This is a genomic window from Cupriavidus consociatus (assembly GCF_017814975.1).
In the GTDB taxonomy this organism is placed as follows: domain Bacteria; phylum Pseudomonadota; class Gammaproteobacteria; order Burkholderiales; family Burkholderiaceae; genus Cupriavidus; species Cupriavidus consociatus.
Window position 1 is genome coordinate 74309 of the sequence record NZ_JAGIQA010000008.1, and the last position, 23640, is coordinate 97948.

Genomic DNA, 23640 nt, shown 5'->3' on the forward strand with positions numbered 1-23640 from the left:
TCGGCGCTGGCCCGGTTCAGCGGCTGGCCAGGCGGTTCTGCACTTCGCGTGCGCCCAGCCTGGACATATCCTCGTCGATCTCCTCGAAGACCACCTTCTGCACTTCTTTACCCAGGTGCTCGCGCAGCATGCCCAGGAACTTCGGCGAGGCGGCAAGCCGCAGCTTGTCATAGCGCTGTTCGGTGCGCGCCTGCTCGAGATACCGTGTCAGCATGCGGGCGAACTCGTCACGCTCCTTATCGGCCTGATCGACCCGCGCCGCCATCGAATGCATGGGCTCGCCCTTGCCGGCAAAGCGCCCTTGCGCATCGTCGCGCAGCTCGCCGTCCTTTGCCCGCCCAAGCGGATTGACAAAGTCCTGAATTTCTTCCATGTCCCTTTCCATTCCATGCGCCTGGAAGATCCGTGCATGGGTGCTATCTGCGGCTAGCGTCCAGATTGTCGTCATCGCTCGCTCCTTTCGTGGTGGCAGTAGCGATGTAACAAGGATAGGCCCGGGCCGTGCGATCGTCCCGGCAGCTTTGTAACGCCGCGTCGGGGCGAGCGGCGTCCTGGCCCCTTGCGCCTGCCGTGGCGCAGGTGATGTGTCGGAGAAAGGGATCGAAACGATTGCGAGCTGGCTGGCGGCTTTCGGCATTGGAGTCGGCCGGGGCCTTGCGCGGACCGCGCCGAGGCTGCAAGCCCAATACCGGGAAGCCCTACCTCTGGCGGGCAAGGCCGCCAATCCGCCACGCACCGTGGCAGCAGGCCAGGATGTTGCCGCAACATACGCCGCTCCACCCTTATCTCGTGGCGCCACCACGCATTGAAGTCATACAAATAGGCGAAGCCTTCGTGTTCGCGGAGATGAAACGCGATCATCGGCAGTTCGCAATTCGAAGTTGAAGGACGGAGGTCGCCGGCCCGGGATCGGAAGCCATGCGCGAATTGTAGGTGCGTAATGGGGCTCTCAGCAGCAGTCCGGTCGTCTGCCCTGCTTTGGCGCGGTCTCCCTTCAAGTAACTTCGCAGAAGGCCTCCTGCTCGCCAAGGCGAATGCGGCGAGGAGAAAGGGGGGCGGCGCCGGTAATCAGCAAGCTCCTTCTATGAGCCACGCACGACACGCTGATTTTAAGCATCGGCGCTTGTCGACGGTCCCCTGTCTCATAGGATCTCTAGTGAGCTCACTTGATCGCGCCAACGGTAAACCCGGCCACGAAGCGGTCAAGGAAGCTGTTGTAGAGAGCCGCCACCGGCACGCTGACGATCAGGCACGCGCCCATCAGCGAGCCCCAGAAATAGACATCACCCCGCACCAGAAAGGTCGGCACGCCCACGCTCACTGTGTACTGCGACGAACTTGTGATAAAGGTCAACGCATAGACGAACTCCTGCATTGCCAATGTGGCGCTGAAGATGACCACAGTCAGGATCCCGCTCGACGACAACGGCACCACCACTTTCAGGAAGGCGCCGAAGCGGCTTAGTCCGTCCATCATCGCAGCTTCTTCGATGTCGCGCGGCACCGCCTTGAAGAACCCCATCATCAGCCAACTGCAGAACGGCACCGTAAAGCTGGGGTACACCAGCACCAGGGACCACAGCGAATCCTGCAGGCCAAGCGCGCCGATGATGCGCGAGAACGGGATGAACAGGATGGTGGGCGGGATCAGGTAGGTCAGGAATATGCCGATGGCCCACTGCCGGCCCCAGCGCCCTGACAGGCGCGCCAGGCTGTAGCCCGCGGGTACGGCCAGCAGCAGTGTGATCAGCACCACGCCGACCGCCACCACCAGCGTATTGAGCATCCAGCGCATATAGCGGGTCTCGCCGAACAGCACCTGCAGGTTCTCCAGCGTGGGTGGCAGATTAAACAGGAACGGGTTGTTGGCGGTGTTGATCAGGTCGTGCACATCCTTGAAGGTGGTGATCAGCATCCAGTAGAACGGGAACGCGCAGAACGCCACGAATGCGGCGATGATGCCGAAATGGGCGGTGCGCGCGGCCCAGCGCCGGAAAGTGATGGCAGCGGGACGCATGTTAGGTCACCTCCGTGCGGCGCGCTATGGTAAGCAGCACGATCACGACCGCCACCAGCACCGGGAACAGGAACAGGGAGATCGCCGCGCCTTCCGCCAGGTCACCGCCCTGTATGCCGGTGAAGAAGGCCAGGCTGGCCAGCACCTGCGTGGTGTCGTATGGCCCGCCGCGGGTCAGCACGTAGATGATGATCATGTCGGTAAAGGTGAACACGATGCCGAAAAGCAGCGCCACCAGCATGATGGGCATCACCAGCGGAATATTGATGAGGATCAGGTGGCGCCAGAAGCCGGCCCCGTCCATCTCGGCGGCGTCGTGAATGTCCTGCGGGATGCCGCTCAGGCCGGCGAGGATGATCACCGTGGCCAGCGGCAGCAGCCGCCAAACGTCCACCACGATGACCGATGCCATCGCCAGATCCGGCTGGCCGAGCCACACCGGACCGCCATGCGGCCCCAGCACCCCGACTGCGCGCAGGATCCAGTTGATGATGCTGTAGACCGGATCGAAGATCCACAGCCAGCCGATGGTGCCGAGCGAGATCGGCGCCACCCACGGCAGCAAGATCAGCAGGCGCACCAGCCATTTGCCGCGGAAGTCACTGTACAGGGCCATGGCGAGCATCTTGCCCAGCACCACCACCAGCACCTGCGACACCAGTGTGAATACCATCGCGTTGCCCAGCGAGCGCCAGAACGTATTGCTCTCCAGCACGCGCCTGAAGTTTCGCAGCCCGACGAAGTTCAGCGCGTGGCTGCCCACCGTGACATCCGTCAGGCTATAGTAGAACGACAGTAGGAACGGAAACCCGACCAGCAGCGCGATGTAGATTACCGCTGGCGCGAGCATGACGCGGCCGAGCCAGCGGTCGTCGTCGGCTAGGCGTGGCACGGGCTGCCGCGCCCCTTCCTGCGCAGGGTGTCCGGTGGCAATGTGCAACAGCTTCACGGTGGCTCTCCCAGGCTGGCGCCGGATCTGGCATCGAAGCGGCGCAGCTTGCGCTCGGGCACCACGAAGCGGTGTCCGCCGCCGGGCGCGATCGGAACGGTCACCGTGCAGGGAATGCGCGACACCACGCTGGCCTGCGGCAGTGGCGGCTCCAGCCTGCCATAGACGAGACGGTCCGAGCCAAGGTTCTCGATACGCGTCACGTCCACCGCGAAGGATCGCAGCGCTGCCTCCCCGGGATACGCTTCGTGCGGCAGGAAATGCTCGGGCCGGAAGCCGGTCACGACACCGTCGGCTTCAATCAAATTCATCGGCGGCGAGCCGATGAAGGTGGCGACGAAGAGATCGGCGGGATGCTCGTAGACCTGCTGCGGCGTACCGATCTGATGGACCTTGCCGTGATCGAGAATGGCGATGCGGTCGCCTAGGCCCAGCGCCTCGATCTGGTCGTGCGTGACATAGATAGTGGTGATGGCCAGCCGGCGCTGGAAGCGCTGCAGTTCGTCGCGCGCCGAAGTGCGCAGCTTGGCGTCGAGATTGGACAAGGGCTCGTCAAGCAGGAACGCCACTGGCTCGCGCACCACCGCGCGCGCCAGCGCCACCCGCTGGCGTTCCCCGCCGGAGAGCTGGCGCGGCTTGCGCTGCAGCAGATGGTCGATGCCGAACAGCTGCGCTGCCCAATCCACCTTGCGCTCGGTCTCCTCGCGCGACATATGCCGGGCCCGTAGCGGAAACGCGATGTTGTCGAACACGTTGAGGTGCGGGTACAAGGCATAGCTCTGGAACACCATGGCCATATTGCGCAGCCGTGGCGGCAGCGATGTGACGACACACCCGTCTACCAGGATGTCGCCGCGGCTCGGCGCCTCGAGCCCCGCAATCAGGCGCAGGAGCGTGGTCTTGCCGGAACCGGAAGGCCCCAGCAGGACCAGGAACTCGGCATCTCGGGCGCCAAGATCGACGTTGTCGACCGCATTGGCGCCATCGAAATGCTTGGTGAGCGAGCGAACTTCCACCGAAGCCATAGACAGTCACGATAGCGCTACACCATGCCCTTGTCGCGCCACTTGGCAAAGATGCGCTTGCAGGCGGCGTCAGCAATGCGGACGGCATTCTCCGGGGTCTCGTCGCCCGTGGCTGCCTTGGCAAACATGGTGTTGAGCACCCACGTATTGAAGATCTCGTCGACGGCCGCGTTGGCGTAGCCGGGATAGCCGACATTGGTCGCTTGGTTCATCAGCGCACCGAGGACCTTGTACTTATCGCGCGGCGTGGCCTTCTGGTCGTCCGCGATCAGCTTCTGCAGATCGGGCACGGTGCTGAGGAAGCACGGGAAGTTGTAGAACTCGCTGCCCAGGAAGCCCTGCCTGAAATTGTCGATATAGTCGACCAGGAACTTCTTCGCCCCAGCGATGTTCTCGGCGAACTTCCAGATCACGTAGCAGTCCATCACGTGCTCCAGCGCGATGCGCCGCACCGGCCCCTGCAGCGCCTGCGTCAGCCAGATGTCGCGCCCGATCGGCAGGTTCTTGTTCTCGGCCTCGCGAGTGATGGAGATGGCGTTCAGGCACAGCGAGATCTTGCCGGCCAGCATGGCGCGGTTGTTGGACGACGGGTCCCAGGCCAACACTTCCGGGGTCATCGTCTCCTGATACAGTGCCTTGACGAACTTGACCGCTTCCAGGGTGTTCTTCGAGTTCAGCACCACGGTATGCCGGTCATCCTGGATCGAACCACCGAAAGCATACAGGATGGCGCGCATCGCCATCGCGGTGTCGAGCTCCGCCGACAGCCCAACGCCGACTGGGATGCCGCGGCTGATCTTGATCTTGCGCCCCGCGGCCAGGACATCCAGCCAGGTGTCGGGTGGCTTCATGCCGGCCTCGTCCCACAGGTCCTTGCGGAAGTTGATCGGGTCTGGCACGAAGCTGTCGGAGAAGCCGAAGTACTTCTTCGTCTTCGGGTTATAGGTGCTCTTGATCGCTAGCTCCACCGGCTTGCCATGCTTGCGCTGGCACTCCTCGTAGATCTCGCGATGATCGATGACCTGTTCCTCGTACACCGGCGGCGGCGACAGAAACATGAAGAGGTCATGCCCCTTCTGCGCCGACACTTCCGCCGCCGCGCGCGTGGCCAGCGCGGGGATGCCGACGTGGTCGACCACCACCTCGGTATCGTTCTTCTGGCCCCACTCCTTCACATAGGTGTCGTCGAACCACTTGTCGTAGCCTGGCACGAAGTGGTTCCACTGCAGGATCTTCAGCGTGCGCTTCGCGGCGTGGGCGTGGCGCGTGATCAAGAAAGGCCCAAGGCCGGCGGCAAGCCCGACGGCGCCGGTGGCCCGGATGAAGCTGCGCCTGCCGGTGTTGGTATTCGTATGGCTGCTGGTGGCGACTGCAATGTCGGGTCCACCTGGATGCGCTGTCTTGGCCATGGCTATCTCCTCTTGCGAGAAAGCGGTCGGCTCCCATCCCGGTCGAGCAACGATCTGTCTGATCACCTCAAGCGTAGGCCTCATTTCATGAATAGGGAATCCCGGCACACATCATGAAGTGATGGGCCCGTGACATACGGCACTTCCCCTTTCGGAAATGGGTCCTACGTTAGAGAGAGTGAGGAGGTGATATGAAACACGCGTCCGAACAAAGCCCGCCAGCCGGTGCCGGGCCGGCTATCCCTTTACGCCATGCCTGCATCTGGGCCCTGGCCGGACTTGGCCTGGCGGTGACTGTCCCCGCCGCAGCCAAGGTGGAGGGCGACACCATTATCCTCGGTGCCGCGGTCTCGCTCACGGGCAAGTACTCCACCAACGGCAAAAACACCCAGGACGGCTACAACCTCGCCGTGAAGCGTGTCAATGAGATGGGCGGCGTCAAGGTCGGCGGCAAGGCCTACCAGCTGAAGGTCCTTTACTACGACGACGAATCCACCTCGGCGCGGGGCGCGCAGTTGGCCGAGCGCCTGATCAGCCAGGACGGCGTGAAGTTCGTGCTGGGACCCTACAGCTCCGGGCTGACCAAGGCTATCGCCCCGATCACGGAGAAGTACAAGATTCCGATGGTCGAGGGCAACGGCGCAGACCGCAACCTGTTCACGCAGGGCTACCGCTATATGTTCGCGGTGCTCAATACCTCGGATTATTACCTGCGCGCTGCCATCAACCTTGCCGCGGAGGAGGTGCAGCGCGCCGGCAAGTCACCGAAGAGCCTGAAGGTGGCCATCGCCATCGAGAACGACAACTTCTCGCAGGACGTGCGCGACGGCGTGGCCGAAGACGCGAAACGCCTGGGCATGCAGGTGGTGATCGACGAGAAGCTGCCGCCAGAACTGAACGACATGTCGGTCACGCTGGCCAAGGTAAAGGCGCTCAAGCCGGACATCCTGGTGGTGTCAGGCCATGAAAAGGGCGCGACGCTGGCGGTGCGGCAGGTATCTGAAATGCGCCTCGACGTGCCGATGCTGGCGCTGACCCACTGCGATTCCGCGCAGATCATCGAGAAGTTCGGCAAGGGCGCAGAGTTCGTGGTGTGCGGCTCGCAATGGGACCGCACGCTGAGCTACAAGGACCGCTGGTTCGGCACCGCCGACCAGTACGCGCAGCGCTTCGAAAAGGAGTACCGCTACGAGGCGCCTTACCAGGCGGCCGAGTCTAGCGCCGCGGTGCTGGCCTTCGCCGACGCCTTCGAGCGTGCCGGCTCGTTCGATACGGAAAAGGTCCGCGAGGCGCTGGCCAGGACCGACCTGATGACGTTCTACGGCCCGCTCAAGTTTGACCAGAGCGGCAAGAACATCGCCAAGTCGATGGTGTTGTACCAGGTACAGGACGGCCAGTTCAAGGTGGTCGCGCCGGGCAAGTGGGCTTCGTCGAAGGTCATCTATCCGGCACCGTCCTGGGCCAAGCGCAAGTAGGGAGCCGCTGCATCGCGGCCCGACGCCGATGACAGACCTGACGGTGCTGCTACAGAGTCCCGAGCTGAACGCGCAGCTCGTGGTGGATGGCCTGCTGGCCGGCGCGATCTTCGCGCTGGCCGCCTATGGCATGGCGCTGGTCTGGGGCGTGATGAATCTGATCAACGTGGCGCAGGGCGAGCTGGTGATGCTGGGCGGCTACATGGTGATCTGGCTCGTCGGGCGGGGCATGCCCGCGCCGCTGGCGGTACCGCTTGCCGCGGCGTTGATGTATGCAGTGGGTTGGGGACTCTACCGCATCGTCATCTTCCGGCTGGTCGAGCGCGATCTCTTTGTCTCGGTGCTGGCCACCTTCGGCCTGAGCATCGTGCTGCAGCAGCTTGCCAACCTTGTCTTCGGCGCGGACGTGCGCACGCTCGATGCGGGCTTCGGCAGCCTGTTCCTGCCCGGCGGACTGGTGGTACCGAAGGTCAAGCTGGCTGCGTTTGCCGCGGCACTCGCGCTGGGCGCCGCGCTGATGCTGTTCCTGCGACATTCCCGACGGGGCCAGGCAATCCGCGCCACCGCGCAGAACGCCCGCGCCGCCCGCGTGCTGGGTGTGGACACGGATCGCGTGTATGCCACGACCTTCGCCTTGAATGCGGCCATCTGCGGTGCGGCCGGCGGACTGGTGGCGATGACCTGGATCATCCATCCGTACCTGGGCCTGCCCTATACCGTGCGCGCCTTCATGATCGTGGTGGTTGCCGGCCTGGGCAGCATGCTGCCAGTCCTTGGTGCCGCTGGCGGGCTTGGCATCGCCGAGAACTACGCCGGGTTCCTGCTGGGCGCCGAATACCAGACCGCCTTCCTTTATGCCCTGTTGGTCGCAATCCTGGTCAGCCGCAACCTGATGCAGCGCCGCCATCGAGGCTACCTGCGATGAAGATCCACCTGCGCGGCGCACGCCGGCTCGAAGCGGATGTGGCGGCGAACCACGTCTACCTGGTCACCTGGCTGGCTCTGCTCGCCGGCGGCATCGGCGCGCTCGCGGCGCCGTGGCTGTTCCGCGGCGTCACCACGCAGCTGACTTTTCTCTGGCTGATGGTGCTGTTTGCACTGACGTGGGACGTGATGGGCGGGCAAATGGGCTACAACTCATTTGGCAACATCGTCTTCTTCGGCGTGGGGGCCTATGTGTGCGCGGTGGCACAGCGCGACTTCGGGCTGGGATACTTCTCCGGTCTGGCGGCGGGGACCGGGCTGGCCGCGCTGGCCGCGATCGTGGTAGCGCTGGCGTTGGGACCGGCCATGCTGGCCCTGCGCGGCCACTACTTCGCCATCGGGACCCTGGGTCTTGGCATCGCCTTTGCCGATGCCGCCGCCGGCTGGGATTTCATCGGCGCGGGATCGGGCATGGCGCTGCCCTTGTTCCCGGGCGCGGCCGGCAGCCGCGAGCCGTTCTACTACTACGCAATGCTGGCGCTGGCCGCCGTCACCCTGCTGACGCTTCGCTGGCTCTATGCGCGCCCGTTCGGCCTGGCGCTCAACGCCATCCGCGACGACGAAGACAAGGCCGAAGCGCTCGGACTGCATACCACGCGCTACAAGATCCTGGCCTGGTGCGTCTGTGCCCTCTTCCTCGGCATGGCGGGCGCGCTGACGGGCAACCTGGTGGGCTTCATCGATCCGCGCGAGCTGGCCTTTGCCGGGGCCACCTTCGGCGTCTGGATGGTGGTGATGGCGATCCTGGGCGGCAAGGGCACGCTGTGGGGGCCCGTGATCGGCGCCGCCCTCTTCCACCTCACGCAGGAGCTGTTCTGGACCTACCTGCTGAACTGGCAGCGCGTGGCGCTGGGCGTGTTGATCGTGCTGATCGTGGTGCTGTTCCCGACCGGCATCATGGGCTGGCTGCACGAGACCAGGGCAAACCGCCGCAACCTCACCGGGGGTGCCGCGCCATGACCGACCTGCTTGCAGTGCGCGACGTCACCAAGCGCTTTGGCGGCGTGGTCGCCAACCATAGCGTCTCTCTGGCGGTGCCGCATGGCGCCATCGTGGGACTGATCGGGCCGAACGGCTCGGGCAAGACGACGCTGTTCAATTCCATCGTCGGCTACCACCCCATCGACACGGGGTCGATCGCATTCGAGGGGCGCGAGATCTCGCGGCTGCGCGTACCTGGGATTGCGCGCCTTGGGCTGGTGCGCACTTTCCAGCAGACCCGGGTATTCAACAAGATGACCTGCCTGCAGAATCTGCTGGTCAGCGTGCCGCACGTACACGAAGGCCTCGCCGCGATGTGCGCGGGGCAGCCGCCGGCGGTGATGGCACGGGCAAGCGAGATCCTGCGCCTTGTCGGCCTGCAGGAACACACGGAACAGCACGCCGGCGATCTGTCGTTCGGCCAGCAAAAGCTGCTCGAGATCGGCATGGCCCTGATGAACGAACCGAGGCTGTTGCTGCTGGACGAACCCACCGCTGGCGTTAACCCCGTGATGATCGAGAGCCTGATCGCGCTGCTGCGCGACATCAATGCGCGGCTCGGCCTCACGCTGCTGGTGATCGAACACAATATGCGGGTCATGATGCAACTGGCCGGCCACGTTTATTGCCTCGCGCATGGCGAGGTGCTGGCGCAGGGCTCGCCGGCGCAGATCGCTGCCAACCGCGCGGTGATCGAGGCCTACCTTGGGGCGCAACCATGAATGCGATACGCGATACGGCGCCGCCACTGACGCAGCCGCCAGCACATGCGGCTGCCGCCAAGATCGCCACCGCCTTCGCGCGGTCTGCGCCAACCGTCGCGCAGCTCGAGCAGCTGGCCGGCGCCGCGCCAATGGTCGCAGTCGACGACCTGGTGGCCGGCTACGGAGGCATGGAGATCCTGCACGGCTTCAGCCTGCGCGTGGCGCGCGGCGGCTCGCTGTGCCTGATCGGCCCGAACGGCGCCGGCAAGTCCACGGTGCTGCGCGCCATCTACGGCCTGGCCCGGGTTATGGCGGGCACCATCAGCGTCGACGGCAAGCCGGTCACGCACCTTCGCGCCGAGCAGAAGCTGCGGCACGCGGGCGTGGCTTATGTGCTGCAGGAAAGCTCGATCTTTCCCGACATGACGGTCGAGGAAAACCTTTTGATGGGCGCCTACCTGATGCGCGACCCGCGCGACGCCGCGGCGGTGGCAGAGCGCATATTCCAGCGCCACGTCGCGCTGGCTCAGCGCCGCAACGAGCGCGCCAGCGTTCTCTCCGGCGGAGAACGCAGGTTACTGGAGATTTCTCGCGCGCTGATGATGGATCCTGCCGTGCTGCTGGTGGACGAACCCTCGATCGGACTTGAGCCGCGCTACATCGAAATGGTGTTCGCACTGCTGCGCCAGCTGCAGCAAGAGGACGGCAAGACCATCATCCTGGTCGAGCAGAACGCCCGCAAGGGGCTCGCTTTTGCCGACCTTGGCTACGTCCTCGTGGCCGGGCAGCTCGCCATGGCCGGCCCCGGCGCCGACCTGAGCCATGACGCCGAGGTAGGCCGGCTGTTTCTCGGGGCCTGATCTTTGCCAGTGTTCGGGCACCGCCTTGAAAGGAGACGAAAATGGTCAAGCACATGCTCGTGGCGGTCGACGGCTCGGCCTTGTCCGATACGGCGTACCGCAAGGCCATCGAACTGGCCCGGCCGCTGAAGGCCAGCATCACGGCCATGCAGGTCGTCGCACACTACGACGTGATGCGCCTGCAGACGGCCCTGCTGCAGGACACCCGGGCGCGCTACATGGAGGAAGCGTACCGGCAGGCCGAGGAGTACCTGGCGTCGATTGCGAACGAGGCCGCCGCGGCAGGCGTAACCTGCGATACCGTTTGCCTGACCGGCGACCATATCTTCCAGGCCATCCTGGACGAGGCCGAGGCGAGGAAATGCGACCTGATTGTGATGGCATCGCACGGGCGGCGCGGGTTGCAGGCGCTGCTGATCGGCAGCGAGACGCAGCGGGTACTGACGCATACGAAAATTCCGGTGCTGGTCTACCGCTAATGGAGGTCCGCTGGCTTCCGACGTGAAAATACCTTGACCCACTTCTTCTCAACATAGAAGGGGTCATGCCGGAATAAAGCCGGAAATGACACTTAACACTAAAAGTAATAAAGAACGCCGCCTTTATGCGATTAGTTACGTGGTGTCAACTGTTCCAGCGGCTCGGGTTTGTTGTTGCTGCTCAACCATCGCCGGTGTCGGCGCGCGCTCGTTTCATGGCTTGGCGGAACAAGGATTCCTTGAGCCAAGCTTCCGGCGGCCTCTTCAAATCGAGGTGGTAGTTCCCGAAGCGCTTGACCCCGGTCGTGCCATAAGGGCTCATGAAGGCGACATCGGCGGCGGACACTGGTTTTCCGGCGCGTGAAGGTCTTGCATGATCCGCATCATATCGACCGTATTCTGCAGCAAGCCCTCAATGACATAGATGGCCTCCAGCACGCCTGGCGGTATGAAGTGGCGGAACACCGCGATGTAGTTGTCGGCCACATGCCGGTAGGCCACGGCACCCATGCGGCGGTAACGGAAATGCATGCCCACCAGAAGGTTCTGCTCGTAGACGTCATACTGGGTGCCGTCGGCGGCCACCTTCTTGCCTTCGCCCCACAGCTTCGGCAAATCAAGGCGCAGATACAGCTCGGTCAGGTCACGGCAAGCACTGTCCAGCTGCTCCAGGCCCATGTGGCGCTGATTCACGTACGACAATTGATGTGGCGTCACGCCGTTCGACAAGTGCCGCGCCGCCTGGTTGGGGCCCAGGTTGCAACCCATGGCAAAGACGGTAAGCAGGTAGCGTTCGCGCGCGTTGCGCAGTTTCGGATCATCCCCGGACTGCGGCCCGAAATGGCGGGTGAACCCAGTCCAGTGCTCGATGTTGGCGAGGAAGTCCAGCAGGTTGCGCGGCACGAGACGGCTGTCGATGGCGGCTTGCAAGGCAATGGCCGAGGGAGGTAAGTGTCGCCTGGCCGGCCGGAAGTCCTTCATGTCACCCGCGTCGAGGGCCGATGCCATGTTTGCCAAGTGTTTCAGTTTGGTGGCCGGGACGCTGTCGAGCAGCGTGTCGTTGTCAGGCAGCGATTCGAGCCACTTCAACTGGTCCAGCACCAGGTCGAGGTGTTTGCGCGTCGCCTTTTTTGCGGATCGCTTGATCTGCTGATAGAGCGAGCGCCGCGCCGGCAACTCGGTTTCCAGCAGTTGATCGAGCCATTGGCGCTGGTCGGCGGACAGGCGCTGCGCGATGTGGCGATGGAGCGCGGCTTCGGCCACGGCATGGGCCTGCTCCGCGATCTCATCGAGCGTCCTGAAGGCGGGCAGCTCGTAGCCCAGCCGAACCAGTTCATCTATCGTGATGTTGATGATGTCCACGCGTGTGTCCACCACGCCGGCGGCTTCCTCGGCAAGTCGGATCGCGACGAGGCGCGTCTGGGCATCGGTGTACGACTTGATGCCCAGCAAGGTGCGGATCACCTTGTGATGCCGATAGAGCGCGGTATGCGCGGCGGGATAGTGATCCGCTGAACCGGTGCCATGCCCAGGCAGGCCGACACGCGCTCGACGACTTCGGCGGGAACCGCCTCCACTGCCGGAAAGTGCCGCAGGATCTGGAAACACTTCAGGTTGACGAGCAGCGCGAGGCGCCTCTCAGCAGTGCGCGCGAAGCCTTGCGCCCACTCGATTTCCTCCGCCCAGTCTGGCTGCATCACCTGGCTCTGGGGAGTGCCTCGATGTGACCGAGCACAAAAAGATACGCAAGAAGCATCTGCGGCCTTGCGCGTCAAATGACCATCAAATAGAAGCAGCCTCTGCTAGCCAACTGAATTTATTGAAATTTCTATTGTTAGTAGCCGCCGAACTCCGGACCGGGGAAGTAGGTCATCAAATAAATTTGCCCAAGACGGCAAGACTTCATGTGGAGCCGGCGCTTTCACAGTAACGCCGCAAAACTCGGACGATTCCGAGGCGCGAGGCTTTGCTTTCGAAGTAGCCACTTCGCGAGGCCGAAGTCGATGGATTGCGGTGGAACGTTCCTGCGGCAGCGAAAGCCGGTGTGCTAAGTCTGCGCATGAGCAGGACAACAGACGGTTGCACTCGGGCCTGGCTATAGGAGACCGGCGCAAGATGCCGCCCAGTCAGGCTACCAGGCGCGCCGAGACTAGTCGGTTCAGGCTCACGCCTTGCTAGGCTGCTTCGGTCGCCAAAACTACTTGCCAGGATCAGCTCATCATCTTTGGAAAGCCGAACCCAGTTCGCTGAGATAGAGCATGCTGGGCAGCACGTCATCGATCGTACGGCCCAGTATCAGCATCCTGCCAGCGACCTTCTCGTGGCGCTGCCGTTCGTCGTCCTGGTTCTGGATTCGAAAATAGTTCTTCACGAGCTCGATCAGCGGCAGGTAGGCGAAGGACTTGCCGTGCGAGACCGAGAATGTCTCCAGTACCATGCAGCCCCGCCGCGAGACAGCGTTGAAGTCGCGGAACAGGCGCGACTTGCCCACCCCGGCCTCGCCCACCACGGCGACAATCTGGCCACGGTCCGGTACTGGCGAGTTCCAGCGCCCGATGCGGTTGTTCCAGTCGGCCTGCCGGCCGACGGACTACGCCAGTCCGTCGGCGCTGCGCCACCTGCAGGCGCGTGTGCAGGCGGCGCAGCGCCGCACTTCGTACACAGCGAACGGATCTGGGACTCCCTTTGACCTGCGTCGCGCCTTGAAGTCGAAATAGCCCTACGGCAGCCGGCAGGTCGGCTTGCTGTGCGTACCCATTCCCAGCCCACTGTCGGCATCACCGTCCTCGCAGCCGTGGTCAAGGCTGCCGCCCGGGTGGTGGCCATTTAGGTGGAGGTGGGTGACCGGGTTTGCGCGGGGCAGATGCTCGCGCGGCTGGACGAGTCACCGGCACGTGGCGCATGGACAAGGCCGAGGCAGACCGCGCCGCTGCTCCCGCCGCGCTGGCCGAGCGCAGCATTCAACTGTATGCGCTGCAGAGCATAATTGCGAACTCCGGCCGCCCCTCGGGTAGGGGGGCAGAACCGCCGGCCATTTTGTTAGCGGCCCTTAGCCGCTCGCCTCGGTGGTTCTCCCAACCAGAAGCCACGTATGCATGTCACCAACGCCCTTTGCTGCAATCAAACCGCGCTCTTCGAGCACGAATGATGCCCCAAGCTGCTGCCGCGTAGCTTCCGTGACCTGAACGCGACCGACTACGCCGTGCGATTCCATCCGGCTGGCAATGTTCACGGTATCACCCCACAGGTCATAGATGAACTTTCTCCTCCCGATCACGCCGGCTACGACAGCACCGCTGTGGATGCCCACTCGCAACTGCAGGTTGTAGCCGCTTCGCGCATTGAACCGGCCCAGCGACTCAATCATGTCCAAGGCCATATGGGCGGCCCGCACCGCATGGTCTGCCGCAGGGACGGGTAGCCCGGCGGCTGCCATGTAGGCGTCGCCGATGGTCTTGATCTTTTCGAGCCCCCGGCTGTCTGCGATATTGTCAAAGTCCGCAAATATCTCGTTCAGCACCGCCACCAGTCGTTCAGGACTCATGCTGGGGGAGAAACGGGTGAATTGCACGATGTCTGCAAACAACACCGATACTTCCGGGAATTTGTCGGCGATGATTTCTGGTGGGCCGGTGGCGACGAGATCGGAACGCAGTTTAAGCCGCTCGGCAATGGGGGCGGGCAGCACGTTGAGAAGCAGTCGACCGGTCACCTGCTGCTCGCAAACAAGCTTCTCATAGAGTTGTCTGAGCTCATCACTCTGGCGAACGATTGTCTCCCGGCTCGCTTCCAGTTCGCGCACCTTCTGCTCAAGCGCTTTGCCGTACTTCAACGACTCCTCGTGCAGCAGACGCACTTCCAGCATATTTCGAACCCGCGTCAGTACCTCTGCCAGGTCAAACGGCTTGCTGACGAAGTCTTTCGCACCCGCTTGCAGTGCGCGCACTTTGTGATCGGGCTGGGCGGTGATGACGATCACCGGAAGGTAGCTGTCCGCCTGGACTTCCTTGAGCTTTTCCATGACTCCGAACCCATCCATGCCGGGCATCTGCAGATCAAGCAGGATCAGGTCATAGTGGTTCCTGCTGTGCAGCTCGCAAACCATGCGCGGGTCCGTGGTCGACGCAACGCATACATAGCCGGCCCCACGCAGCATCTGTTCGAGCAGCAGGACATTGGCCTCCAGATCGTCAACGACCAGGATCTTCGCTGCCAGAATGTCCGATGCGCTGATCATGGCTTCATGGACTCCAATCCGTCCCCCCTTGCGGCTGTTCCAAGGCAGCGTTCAGTGCGTCCATGAACTCATTGAGCTTGATCGGCTTGGTCAGGTACCGGAAGAATCCGGCTTCCATGCCCTTCTCGATGTCGCGCGGCATCGCATTGGCACTGAGGGCGATGACTGGAATGCGCGCCGTCTTCGGGTCTTCGCGCAGGAGTCGCAGTGCTTCGATGCCGTTGATGTCTGGCAGATGGATATCCATCAGGATCAGATCCGGCAGCGACGTGCGCGCGAGTTCGACGCCGAGCGTCCCGGTGACCGCGGTCAGCAGGCGCACATCTGGCAGGCGCGAAATGAGTTGCTCAACGAGCTTCAGGTTGGCGGGGTTGTCTTCGACATACAACAGGGTATGCATCGACGAGGTACCCTCCGATTGCGGCTGGGCCGGTACCGCTGGCTCTGCGCTCTCACCAGTCATTTCCGGCGCGCGTGCAACGGGAAGTTCGACCCAGAATACGCTGCCCACGCCAACCGTACTTTCGATGCCAATGGTTCCTCCCATCAGTTCGGCCAGCCGCTTGGCGACAACGAGGCCAATGCCCGTGCCCTCCACGGGGCCGGCCTCGTACCCAAGCCGGTTGAACGGCTGGAATAATTGTGCCAGCCGATCCGGTGCCAGTCCCGGGCCGGTGTCGCGCACGCTGACGCGAACGCGATCCCCCATCGTCACTTGCACCTCGACTGTTCCCTGGTCTCGGTTGTACTTGATGGCATTGGAAAGCAGGTTAAGCAGAATCTGCTTCAGGCGGGTCCTGTCAGCACGGACGAAACACGGTGAATCGAGCAAGGGAAATCGCATGCGAACCGCGCGCTTCAACGCCTGTTGCTCGAGCATCGAGTGACATTCGTGCAAGGTGTCAACGACCGACACCGGCTCCGGGGACAGCGACGCCTGTCCAGCCTCTATCTTGGCGAGATCAAGCACCTCATTGATCAGTTCCAGCAAATGCCAGCCTGCCTTGAGGATCTGGTCGATGCTGGCCTGCTGCGATGGGGAGGGCGGCGGAGACTCGGAGGACATCAACTGCGCGAAGCCGAGAATGGCGTTCAAGGGATTTCGCAACTCATGGCTCATGCTTGAGAGGAATTCCGACTTTGTGCGGTTGGCGCTCTCAGCCGCTGCTTGCGCCTGTTTTTGTTCTTCGATGTCGGTGCAGGATGCCAGCCATTTCACGATATTTCCGTCGGCGTCCTTAAGGGGTGCCCCGCGCTCGAGGTGCCATCGATAGGCACCATCGGATGCCCTTCTCAGACGGTATTCAATCTCGTATTCACACCCGCTCGCAACGGCGTCCAACCATCGGTCGACTTTTTCCAGATCTTCGGGGTGTATGGCCGTTCTCCACGCGCCGGCTTGGGTCTGCTCGAGGCTCAGTCCGGTATATCTTGCCCATCGCTGGTTGCAGTAATCAAACCAGCCATCCGGATTGGCGGTCAACACCATGTGCGGTATCCCGTCCGCGAGCAATCTGAAGTGCAGTTCGCCCTCCCGAAGGTCGGGCGCCAGGGAACGATCCTTTGCTGATCGGTCGGAAGGCTGCTTGCGCATGATTCATCACCTGCAGCCGTCGGAACAACGCAGGGACCTCTATGAGAGGTCAGGCCGCTCGCGACCGGCTGAAGTCAGCATAGCTAAAAGGGCACTAACCAGAATACGCTTTGCCACTGCCGGTTCAAGGTAACAAGCGGGAAGACCTCTATAGCCGGATCACGGGTCGACAGAACGTCACCTTCTCGTAGTTGGGAGATGGCCTTGAGCCGATCTGTGCGCCGGCAAGAGCGGTTCCTGATCAGTTGCCGTTTGAGGCCACGCTATAAGTGCGCAGCACGTTGATGCGGCTCAGCATGTCGCTCGTAAAATTCAGGAACCGCTGGCGTACGCGTCCAGACAGGGTGACAGGTTCCATCAGGATGGCGCTCAAGGGGTCCTGCGGCACGTCATTGAAGCGAAGCTCGTAATGCAGATGCGGTCCGGTCGCCCAGCCGGTCTGCCCGACGTATCCGATCAATTGCCCCTGCGTGACGCTCTGACCGGGTTGGATGTCAGCATATCCTGACAAGTGCGCGTAATAAGTCGAGAAGCCGCCCGGATGCCTGAGGGTAACGATATTGCCGTAGCCGGTCTGCCGGCCGACAAAGTCGACTGTCCCGTTGGCCGTGGCGAAGACCCTGGTCCCGGCGGGGGCGGCAAAGTCGACCCCCTTGTGCTGGACCCACTGATGGTGCAGGGGGTGATTGCGCCAGCCGAAGCCCGACGACATGCGCGAGAACTCGACCGGTGAACGGAGGAACGGGCGCTTCATGCTGCGGCCGTCGAAGGTGTAATAGTCCCCGGCATTGCTGCCGTCAGCGGCATACCACAAGGCCTGGTAAAGCTGGCTGCGGTTGATGAGTTCGACCGCGACCACGCGGCCATTGCGCACCAAGGTTCCGTCACGGAACCCGGCTTCATAGACAATGCGAAAGCGATCGTCGGCGAAGATATCGTGTTGGAAATCGATCACGCCCGAGAAAATGGAAACCATCTGCCGGACGATCTCGTCGGGCACCTTGGCAGCGTCCATTGTCTTGAAGAACCCCTCCGCCGCGACGATGCCGGAACGCATCTCATAGCGCAGTTCATTCTTGACCGTGTGGACCTCCGCCTTGTAAGCGGGCTCGTCAGGGTCGTCGCCTGCTCTCCCGATCACCAGTTCGTTCGAGGTGGACACGTTGCCGCCAAGGGTGGCATGCAGCGAGACCAGCAGGTTGTCCTGGTCGGCCTCGACCCGGACAACCTGCCCCGGCTCGAGAGCGAAAAGGTTGCGTGCGGCTGCGTTGCCGCGGATAAATTCCTGCGCGTCGGGGTCGTCCACGCCGAGCCGTTTGAGCAGCGAGGCGATGGTGTCGCCGCGTTGTATGGCTTCCTCCCGGATATATGTGGCAGATGCGTCAGTCAGACTAGCGAGTTGATCGTGCAGCTCGGGCTGGCGCAGGCTTGCCTGCAGGCGAGGCGCCTCGGGATGATCGTAGGCGCTGTGCGGAGTCATGGCCATGGCGGCCGCCATGCAAAGCATGAGGACGGCCACCACGCTCGCTGCCAACCGCGTGGGACGCTCCCAATGTCGCGAATGCGCCGGAACGTCGTATGACACCGGCTTTCGCGAGAATCGTTCGCGGAGTCGGGCCACGTCACGTTCGCAGCGCGGATGTTTTCCCTCATTCGCCGCTAGTGTCTCGAGCTGGACATTTTGCCACCCCCCCTGTCTTCCTCGATCTTTCTCATTGCGCCCCCTCCTCTGCCCGGAGTCCCACGCTCCGAATTCAGATGCCTGATGTCACAGGGGCTAGCGCCGGAAGGGACCTCCTCCAGCAAAAAAACCCCCACCTTGCGGTGGGGGGTGGCCATTTGCAGCACCTAGTGGAGATCTCATCTCTACTACTTCACTGCCACTACCGCCGACCGGGCTCGACATCACGTAACGCCGTTTTGCCGTGCCCGACGGTCCCTCACCAAAGAAACGGGGCCGGGCTCAGTGCCTGGCCTTCTGTGCGTACATCCCCCGACATCAAGCCGTGGCCTTTGCCATGTCTTCGACCACCTTCTTGGCGTCGCCGAAGACCATCATCGTCTTGTCCAGGTAGAACAGTTCGTTGTCCAGGCCGGCATAGCCAGCCGCCATCGAGCGTTTATTGACGATGACGGTCTTGGCCTTGTATGCATCCAGGATCGGCATGCCGGCGATCGGTGATTTCGGGTCGTTCTTGGCCGCCGGGTTCACCACGTCGTTGGCGCCGAGCACCAGCACCACGTCGGCCTGCCCGAACTCGTTGTTGATGTCTTCCATCTCGAAGACCTGGTCGTATGGCACCTCGGCCTCGGCGAGCAGCACGTTCATGTGCCCGGGCATGCGGCCCGCCACCGGGTGGATCGCATACTTCACCGTCACCCCCCTCTCAACTAGCAACTCGGTCAGCTCCTTGAGCGCGTGCTGGGCCCGCGCCACGGCCAGGCCGTAGCCCGGGACAATGATGACCGTCTCGGCATTGCTCATCACGAACGCGGCGTCGTCCGCCGACCCTGCCTTGACCGGACGCTGCTGCTGCGCGCCGCCCGCCGTGGCGGCGGCAACCTCCCCTCCGAAACCGCCCAGAATCACGTTGAAGAACGAGCGGTTCATCGCGCGGCACATGATGTACGAGAGGATGGCACCGGACGACCCCACCAGCGAGCCGGCGATGATCAGCATCGAGTTGTTCAGCGAGAAGCCGATGCCCGCCGCCGCCCAGCCCGAGTAGGAGTTCAGCATCGACACCACCACCGGCATGTCGGCACCGCCGATCGGGATGATGATCAGCACGCCGAGCACGAAGGCGATGGCGAGCATGACCACGAACGGCAGCCATTCCTGCGTCATGAAGAACGCGATGCCGAAACCGACCATGGCAACGGCCAGGGCCAGGTTCAGCATGTGCTGGCCGGTGAATACCACCGGCGCACCCTGGAACAGGCGGAACTTGTAGCGCCCGGCCAGCTTGCCGAAGGCGATCACCGAACCCGAGAACGTGATGGCGCCGACGAAGCAGCCGATGAACAGTTCGATGCGGTTGCCCGTCGGGATTTCATGCGAGCCTGCGGGTGCGATGCCAAAGGCCGAGGGCTCGGCTACCGCCGCCACGGCAATGAACACCGCTGCGAGGCCGATCAGCGAGTGCATCGCCGCTACCAGTTCGGGCATCTTGGTCATCTCGACCTTCTTCGCCACGTAGGCGCCAATGCCGCCGCCCACCACCAGCGCGCCGAAGATCAGCGCCAGGCCCGAAGCGACCGAGGACTGCGCCGTGCCGGCCGCCAGGAACTCGTTCTTGAGCTTGACGATCAGCACCAGCGTGGTGACCACGGCGATGGCCATGCCGATCATGCCGAGGGCATTGCCCTTGCGGGCCGAAGCCGGGTGCGAGAGCCCCTTGAGTGCCTGGATGAAGCAGACCGAGGCGATCAGGTAGAGCAGGGTGACAAGGTTCATGCTGACGAGATCGGTCATCACGCAGCCTCCTTGGCGCCGGCCTTGGCCTTCGGCTCTTTCTTCTTGAACATCTCCAGCATGCGCTGGGTTACCAGGAAGCCGCCGAACACGTTGACGGCGGCGAGAGCGACCGCCAGCGTGCCCATGATGCGGCCCGTGGCGCCCTCGGTGAGGCCGGCGGCCAGCATGGCGCCGACGATGATGATGGCCGAGATTGCATTGGTCACGGCCATCAGCGGGGTGTGCAAAGCGGGTGTTACTGTCCAGACCACGTGGTAGCCCACGTAGATCGCCAGCACGAAGATGATCAGGTTGATCACCGTGTGGTTCACCATTTCCATGGTTGTCTCCTTAGCCGGCCAGCGCCGTTTCTTCGCGCCGCGTCATCAGGCAGGCGGCGACGATGTCGTCTTCGAGGTTGAGCGCGAACTGGCCGTCCTTGTCGATGACCAGCTTGAGGAAGTCCAGCACGTTACGCGCATACAGCGCCGAGGCATCGGCGGCGACCATGCTGGCCAGATTGGTATGGCCCACGAAGGTCACGCCGTGGCGCTCGACCACTTCATCGGCCACGGTCAGCGGGCAGTTGCCGCCCTGCGCGGCGGCCAGGTCGACCACCACCGAGCCCGGCTTCATCTGCTGCACGGTGGTTTCCTGCAGCAGCACGGGCGCCTTGCGGCCCGGGATCAGCGCGGTGGTGATGATGATGTCGGCCTGCTTGGCGCGCTCGTGCACCAGTTCGGCCTGGCGGCGCATCCAGTCCGGCGGCATCGGACGCGCATAACCCCCCACGCCCTGCGCGATCTCGCGCTCCTCGTCGGTGACGAACGGCACGTCCAGGAATTTGCCGCCGAGCGATTCGATCTGCTCCTTCACCGCCGGGCGCACGTCCGATGCTTCGATCACCGCGCCGAGGCGCTTGGCCGTGGCAATGGCCTGCAGGCCCGCCACACCAGCACCAAGGATCAGCACGCGCGCCGCCTTGACGGTGCCGGCGGCGGTCATCAGCATCGGCATAAAGCGCTGGTAGTGATGGGCCGCGACCAGCACGGCCTTGTAGCCGGCGATGTTTGCCTGCGAGGACAGCACGTCCATGCTCTGCGCACGCGTGGTGCGCGGCGCCGCTTCGAGCGCGAACGCGGTGATACCGGCGGCGGTCATGCGCGCGTTGCTCTCGGTATCGAACGGGTTGAGCATGCCCACCAGCACCGAGCCGGGCTTCATCTGGGCCAGCTCTGCGGCTTCCGGTGCACGCACCTTCAGCACAAGATCGGCGCCGAGCGCCTCGGCAGCGGTGCCGATTGTCGCGCCGACGGCCTCATAGGCGCTGTCAGGCTGGCTGGCCCGTATGCCGGCACCCGCCTGCACCACGACCTTGTGGCCTTGTGCGACGTACTTCTTGACGGTTTCCGGGGTCGCGGCGACGCGCGATTCGCACGCGTGCTTTTCTACTGGCACTCCGATATACATATGGGCTATTCTTTTAGATGGTTCATGGGAGTCGTGCCCCCTCTAACATGCGCGGCCGTTCATCTGAGCAGCCGCCATCAGATCGTCAGACCGCCGTCGACGACAATGCACTCGCCATTCGTATAGCTCGAAGCATCCGACACAAGATAGAGCACCGTGCCTGCCATTTCGCGCGGCTCCGCGTGACGGCGCAGCGGGATCTCGGCAAGGCATCGCTCGTACATCGCCGAGTCCTCAAACAGGGCACCCGCAAATTTGGTCTTCGTGAGGCCAGGAAGCAGCGCGTTCACCCTGATCCCGAGCGGCCCGCATTCCTTCGCGAAGGCCTTCGTCATGTTGACGACGGCAGCCTTCGTGACCGAATAGATGCCCTGCTTGTCGCCCGGCTGCAGCGCGTTGACCGACGCGGTATTGACGATTACGCCGCCGCCTTGCGACTTCATCATCCTGCCGGCCTCGACCGACATGAAGAAGTAGCCGCGCACATTCACTTCGACCGTCTTCTCGTACGCGCCGAGATCCGTGTCGAGGATGTGGCCAAAATACGGATTCGCCGCCGCGTTGTTGACGAGGATGTCGAGGCGGCCGTGCTTGCCGCGGATATGCCTGAAGGCCGCGGCGATGTCGTCCATCCGGCCGACGTGGCACGCCAGCGCCTCGGCCTTGCTGCCTGCCTCGACGATATCATCGGCGACCGCCTGACAGTCATCAAGCTTGCGACTCGACACAATCACGTGCGCGCCTTGCTCGGCGAGCAGCTTCGCAATTTCCTCGCCAATGCCGCGGCTCGCGCCGGTCACGAGCGCGATCTTTCCGGTCAGGTCGAACAGATTCGTTGCCATGTTTCTCTCATCCAATTGCTTCGGCATTCGATAAATTTCGCCGATGCCGCTCGCGCGAGCCGCGAGCGGCCGTGTGTCAACCGCGCGCACCGATCACGCGCACGCCCTCTTCAGCCAGCGCTCCCGCCATTTCTCCGACTCGCAGGGCCGCCGTGCTCGACGCGTTGCCCTTCAGCGCGCGAGCCTTCACGCCCTGTGCGATCGCCGCGAGCCGGAAGAAGCTGAACGCGAGATAGAAATCCCAGTCACGGATCGGTTCGATGCCGCGCAGCTCACAATAGCGCGCGACAATCTCCGCTTCCCGCGGCACGCCGAGCGCGACGCAATCCAGACCGGCGAGACCTGGGACGTGGCCTTCGGAAGGCAGCCGTAAGCACATGCAAAAATAGGCGAGATCAGCGAGAGGATTGCCAAGCGTCGACAACTCCCAGTCAAGGACCGCCTTCACGCGGTAGCTATCGCGCTCGAACATCACGTTGTCGATCCGGAAGTCGCCGTGCACGAGCGTCGGCGGACCAGCATCTTCGGGACACGCCATCGGCAGCCAGTCCATCAGCGCTTCCATGGCGTCGAGCCGCTCGGTTTCCGCCGCACGGTACTGCTTCGTCCAGACGCCGATCTGACGCTCGAAGTAATTGTCCGGCCGGCCGTAGCCAGCGAGTCCGGCCGCTTCGACGTCAATGTCATGCAGCGCGACCATTGTCCGGAGCACCGCGTCGTAGCAGACTGCACGATCCGATCGCGGCAGCTCCGGCAGGGCGGGATTCCAGAATATCCGCCCGTCCTCGAAGCTCATCACATAGAACATGCTGCCGATCACGGTGCGGTCCACGCACAGGTGATATGGACGCGCGACAGGTACCGCGGTCCCTGACAGTGCGGTAAGGACCCGGAACTCGCGATCGACCGCGTGTGCTGACTTCAGCAGCTCGCCAGATGGCTGCCGCCTGAGCACATAGCGGCCGCTGCGCGCCTGCAGCAGAAAGGTAGGATTCGACTGGCCGCCGGCAAATTTTTCCACGTCGACAGGCCTTTCGAAACCAGGCACATGGTGTTCCAGATAACGTGTCAGGCTAGCGACATCGAGTTGTTGGGACATCTTCTTCATCGTTTCGTTTCATTTGCCCGTGTGTAGCGCCGCTGCGCATGGTAGTCAT

General features: G+C 63.2%; 22 protein-coding genes and 1 pseudogene. 6 read left to right on the forward strand and 17 right to left on the reverse strand.

Features of this window, described 5'->3' with window-relative positions; all coding sequences use genetic code 11:
* Positions 1 to 16: 16 nt before the first annotated feature.
* The 6 genes from J8I82_RS13105 to J8I82_RS13130 all read right to left on the reverse strand — a co-directional run bounded on the left by J8I82_RS13105 (position 17) and on the right by J8I82_RS13130 (position 5400).
* The gene (locus J8I82_RS13105; protein ID WP_209758040.1) at positions 17 to 448 is read right to left on the reverse strand and encodes a host attachment protein; all 432 of its coding nucleotides are present in this window, start codon (positions 446 to 448) and stop codon (positions 17 to 19) included.
* A complete protein-coding gene (locus J8I82_RS38275) occupies positions 445 to 861 on the reverse strand; it encodes a plasmid pRiA4b ORF-3 family protein (protein ID WP_245179701.1) in 417 nt (138 codons plus the stop codon). Before J8I82_RS38275 ends, J8I82_RS13105 begins: the two co-directional genes overlap by 4 nt.
* 301 nt (positions 862 to 1162) lie before the next feature.
* Entirely contained in the window at positions 1163 to 2017 is an 855-nt protein-coding gene (locus J8I82_RS13115) for a carbohydrate ABC transporter permease (RefSeq protein ID WP_209758042.1), read from the reverse strand.
* 1 nt (position 2018) lies between these two features.
* Positions 2019 to 2966, reverse strand: coding sequence for a carbohydrate ABC transporter permease (locus tag J8I82_RS13120; protein ID WP_284183060.1), 948 nt, complete (start codon positions 2964 to 2966; stop codon positions 2019 to 2021).
* Complete coding sequence (locus J8I82_RS13125) at positions 2963 to 3991, reverse strand: ABC transporter ATP-binding protein (protein WP_209758044.1); 1029 nt, start codon at positions 3989 to 3991, stop codon at positions 2963 to 2965. The genes J8I82_RS13120 and J8I82_RS13125 overlap by 4 nt, the downstream gene beginning before the upstream one ends.
* A gap of 17 nt (positions 3992 to 4008) precedes the next feature.
* The gene (locus tag J8I82_RS13130; protein ID WP_209758047.1) at positions 4009 to 5400 is read right to left on the reverse strand and encodes an ABC transporter substrate-binding protein; all 1392 of its coding nucleotides are present in this window, start codon (positions 5398 to 5400) and stop codon (positions 4009 to 4011) included.
* Between the two features lie 191 nt (positions 5401 to 5591).
* Here J8I82_RS13130 and J8I82_RS13135 point away from each other — a divergent pair, with 191 nt between their 5' ends.
* The 6 genes from J8I82_RS13135 to J8I82_RS13160 are packed head-to-tail and all read left to right on the forward strand — an operon-like array spanning position 5592 to position 10883.
* Complete coding sequence (locus J8I82_RS13135) at positions 5592 to 6875, forward strand: amino acid ABC transporter substrate-binding protein (protein ID WP_209758049.1); 1284 nt, start codon at positions 5592 to 5594, stop codon at positions 6873 to 6875.
* Positions 6876 to 6903: 28 nt separating this feature from the next.
* Positions 6904 to 7800 (forward strand): branched-chain amino acid ABC transporter permease, encoded by an 897-nt coding sequence (locus tag J8I82_RS13140; RefSeq protein WP_209758051.1) that lies wholly within the window; start codon positions 6904 to 6906, stop codon positions 7798 to 7800.
* Positions 7797 to 8819, forward strand: coding sequence for a branched-chain amino acid ABC transporter permease (locus J8I82_RS13145; RefSeq protein ID WP_245179702.1), 1023 nt, complete (start codon positions 7797 to 7799; stop codon positions 8817 to 8819). The genes J8I82_RS13140 and J8I82_RS13145 overlap by 4 nt, the downstream gene beginning before the upstream one ends.
* The gene (locus J8I82_RS13150) at positions 8816 to 9562 is read left to right on the forward strand and encodes an ABC transporter ATP-binding protein (protein ID WP_209758053.1); all 747 of its coding nucleotides are present in this window, start codon (positions 8816 to 8818) and stop codon (positions 9560 to 9562) included. The genes J8I82_RS13145 and J8I82_RS13150 overlap by 4 nt, the downstream gene beginning before the upstream one ends.
* Positions 9559 to 10404 (forward strand): ABC transporter ATP-binding protein, encoded by an 846-nt coding sequence (locus J8I82_RS13155; RefSeq protein WP_209758055.1) that lies wholly within the window; start codon positions 9559 to 9561, stop codon positions 10402 to 10404. Before J8I82_RS13150 ends, J8I82_RS13155 begins: the two co-directional genes overlap by 4 nt.
* Positions 10405 to 10445: 41 nt before the next feature.
* Positions 10446 to 10883, forward strand: a complete 438-nt coding sequence (locus tag J8I82_RS13160) for a universal stress protein (protein WP_209758057.1) — start codon at positions 10446 to 10448, stop codon at positions 10881 to 10883.
* Between the two features lie 181 nt (positions 10884 to 11064).
* Here J8I82_RS13160 and J8I82_RS39595 read toward each other — a convergent pair whose 3' ends face one another.
* The 11 genes and pseudogenes from J8I82_RS39595 to J8I82_RS13210 form a co-directional block, all read right to left on the reverse strand.
* A complete protein-coding gene (locus tag J8I82_RS39595; RefSeq protein WP_245179703.1) occupies positions 11065 to 11229 on the reverse strand; it encodes a hypothetical protein in 165 nt (54 codons plus the stop codon).
* 53 nt (positions 11230 to 11282) lie between these two features.
* Positions 11283 to 12562, reverse strand: a pseudogene (locus J8I82_RS39065) (Tn3 family transposase); the annotation flags it as partial.
* 539 nt (positions 12563 to 13101) lie between these two features.
* Complete coding sequence (locus tag J8I82_RS13170) at positions 13102 to 13392, reverse strand: hypothetical protein (protein WP_336620898.1); 291 nt, start codon at positions 13390 to 13392, stop codon at positions 13102 to 13104.
* A 540-nt stretch (positions 13393 to 13932) separates the two neighbouring features.
* A complete protein-coding gene (locus J8I82_RS13175) occupies positions 13933 to 15120 on the reverse strand; it encodes an adenylate/guanylate cyclase domain-containing protein (protein ID WP_209758059.1) in 1188 nt (395 codons plus the stop codon).
* A 4-nt stretch (positions 15121 to 15124) separates the two neighbouring features.
* Positions 15125 to 16714, reverse strand: coding sequence for an ATP-binding response regulator (locus J8I82_RS13180; protein ID WP_209758068.1), 1590 nt, complete (start codon positions 16712 to 16714; stop codon positions 15125 to 15127).
* Between the two features lie 241 nt (positions 16715 to 16955).
* A complete protein-coding gene (locus tag J8I82_RS13185) occupies positions 16956 to 18200 on the reverse strand; it encodes a M23 family metallopeptidase (RefSeq protein WP_245179704.1) in 1245 nt (414 codons plus the stop codon).
* Positions 18201 to 18713: 513 nt separating this feature from the next.
* Entirely contained in the window at positions 18714 to 20189 is a 1476-nt protein-coding gene (locus J8I82_RS13190) for an NAD(P)(+) transhydrogenase (Re/Si-specific) subunit beta (protein WP_209758071.1), read from the reverse strand.
* Complete coding sequence (locus tag J8I82_RS13195) at positions 20189 to 20512, reverse strand: NAD(P) transhydrogenase subunit alpha part 2 (protein WP_209758073.1); 324 nt, start codon at positions 20510 to 20512, stop codon at positions 20189 to 20191. The genes J8I82_RS13190 and J8I82_RS13195 overlap by 1 nt, the downstream gene beginning before the upstream one ends.
* A gap of 10 nt (positions 20513 to 20522) precedes the next feature.
* The gene (locus tag J8I82_RS13200; protein ID WP_209758074.1) at positions 20523 to 21641 is read right to left on the reverse strand and encodes a Re/Si-specific NAD(P)(+) transhydrogenase subunit alpha; all 1119 of its coding nucleotides are present in this window, start codon (positions 21639 to 21641) and stop codon (positions 20523 to 20525) included.
* A 77-nt stretch (positions 21642 to 21718) separates the two neighbouring features.
* Positions 21719 to 22483, reverse strand: coding sequence for an SDR family oxidoreductase (locus tag J8I82_RS13205; protein WP_209758076.1), 765 nt, complete (start codon positions 22481 to 22483; stop codon positions 21719 to 21721).
* Positions 22484 to 22559: 76 nt separating this feature from the next.
* Positions 22560 to 23591 carry a phosphotransferase gene (locus J8I82_RS13210; RefSeq protein ID WP_209758078.1) on the reverse strand — a complete coding sequence of 344 codons (1032 nt, stop codon included), beginning with the start codon at positions 23589 to 23591 and terminating at the stop codon, positions 22560 to 22562.
* Positions 23592 to 23640 lie beyond the last annotated feature (49 nt).

What these genes read in the sequence shown, in the direction of transcription:
- J8I82_RS38275 (WP_245179701.1), bottom strand. Translation starts at nt 861, where the DNA reads ATGATCGCGTTTCATCTCCGCGAACACGAAGGCTTCGCCTATTTGTAT.
- J8I82_RS13145 (WP_245179702.1), top strand. Translation starts at nt 7,797, where the DNA reads ATGAAGATCCACCTGCGCGGCGCACGCCGGCTCGAAGCGGATGTGGCG.
- J8I82_RS13125 (WP_209758044.1), bottom strand. Translation starts at nt 3,991, where the DNA reads ATGGCTTCGGTGGAAGTTCGCTCGCTCACCAAGCATTTCGATGGCGCC.
- J8I82_RS13115 (WP_209758042.1), bottom strand. Translation starts at nt 2,017, where the DNA reads ATGCGTCCCGCTGCCATCACTTTCCGGCGCTGGGCCGCGCGCACCGCC.
- J8I82_RS13160 (WP_209758057.1), top strand. Translation starts at nt 10,446, where the DNA reads ATGGTCAAGCACATGCTCGTGGCGGTCGACGGCTCGGCCTTGTCCGAT.
- J8I82_RS13155 (WP_209758055.1), top strand. Translation starts at nt 9,559, where the DNA reads ATGAATGCGATACGCGATACGGCGCCGCCACTGACGCAGCCGCCAGCA.
- J8I82_RS13195 (WP_209758073.1), bottom strand. Translation starts at nt 20,512, where the DNA reads ATGGAAATGGTGAACCACACGGTGATCAACCTGATCATCTTCGTGCTG.
- J8I82_RS13200 (WP_209758074.1), bottom strand. Translation starts at nt 21,641, where the DNA reads ATGTATATCGGAGTGCCAGTAGAAAAGCACGCGTGCGAATCGCGCGTC.
- J8I82_RS13210 (WP_209758078.1), bottom strand. Translation starts at nt 23,591, where the DNA reads ATGAAGAAGATGTCCCAACAACTCGATGTCGCTAGCCTGACACGTTAT.
- J8I82_RS13130 (WP_209758047.1), bottom strand. Translation starts at nt 5,400, where the DNA reads ATGGCCAAGACAGCGCATCCAGGTGGACCCGACATTGCAGTCGCCACC.
- J8I82_RS13135 (WP_209758049.1), top strand. Translation starts at nt 5,592, where the DNA reads ATGAAACACGCGTCCGAACAAAGCCCGCCAGCCGGTGCCGGGCCGGCT.
- J8I82_RS13105 (WP_209758040.1), bottom strand. Translation starts at nt 448, where the DNA reads ATGACGACAATCTGGACGCTAGCCGCAGATAGCACCCATGCACGGATC.
- J8I82_RS13140 (WP_209758051.1), top strand. Translation starts at nt 6,904, where the DNA reads ATGACAGACCTGACGGTGCTGCTACAGAGTCCCGAGCTGAACGCGCAG.
- J8I82_RS13205 (WP_209758076.1), bottom strand. Translation starts at nt 22,483, where the DNA reads ATGGCAACGAATCTGTTCGACCTGACCGGAAAGATCGCGCTCGTGACC.
- J8I82_RS13150 (WP_209758053.1), top strand. Translation starts at nt 8,816, where the DNA reads ATGACCGACCTGCTTGCAGTGCGCGACGTCACCAAGCGCTTTGGCGGC.
- J8I82_RS13190 (WP_209758071.1), bottom strand. Translation starts at nt 20,189, where the DNA reads ATGACCGATCTCGTCAGCATGAACCTTGTCACCCTGCTCTACCTGATC.
- J8I82_RS13175 (WP_209758059.1), bottom strand. Translation starts at nt 15,120, where the DNA reads ATGATCAGCGCATCGGACATTCTGGCAGCGAAGATCCTGGTCGTTGAC.
- J8I82_RS13180 (WP_209758068.1), bottom strand. Translation starts at nt 16,714, where the DNA reads ATGCGCAAGCAGCCTTCCGACCGATCAGCAAAGGATCGTTCCCTGGCG.
- J8I82_RS13185 (WP_245179704.1), bottom strand. Translation starts at nt 18,200, where the DNA reads ATGGCCATGACTCCGCACAGCGCCTACGATCATCCCGAGGCGCCTCGC.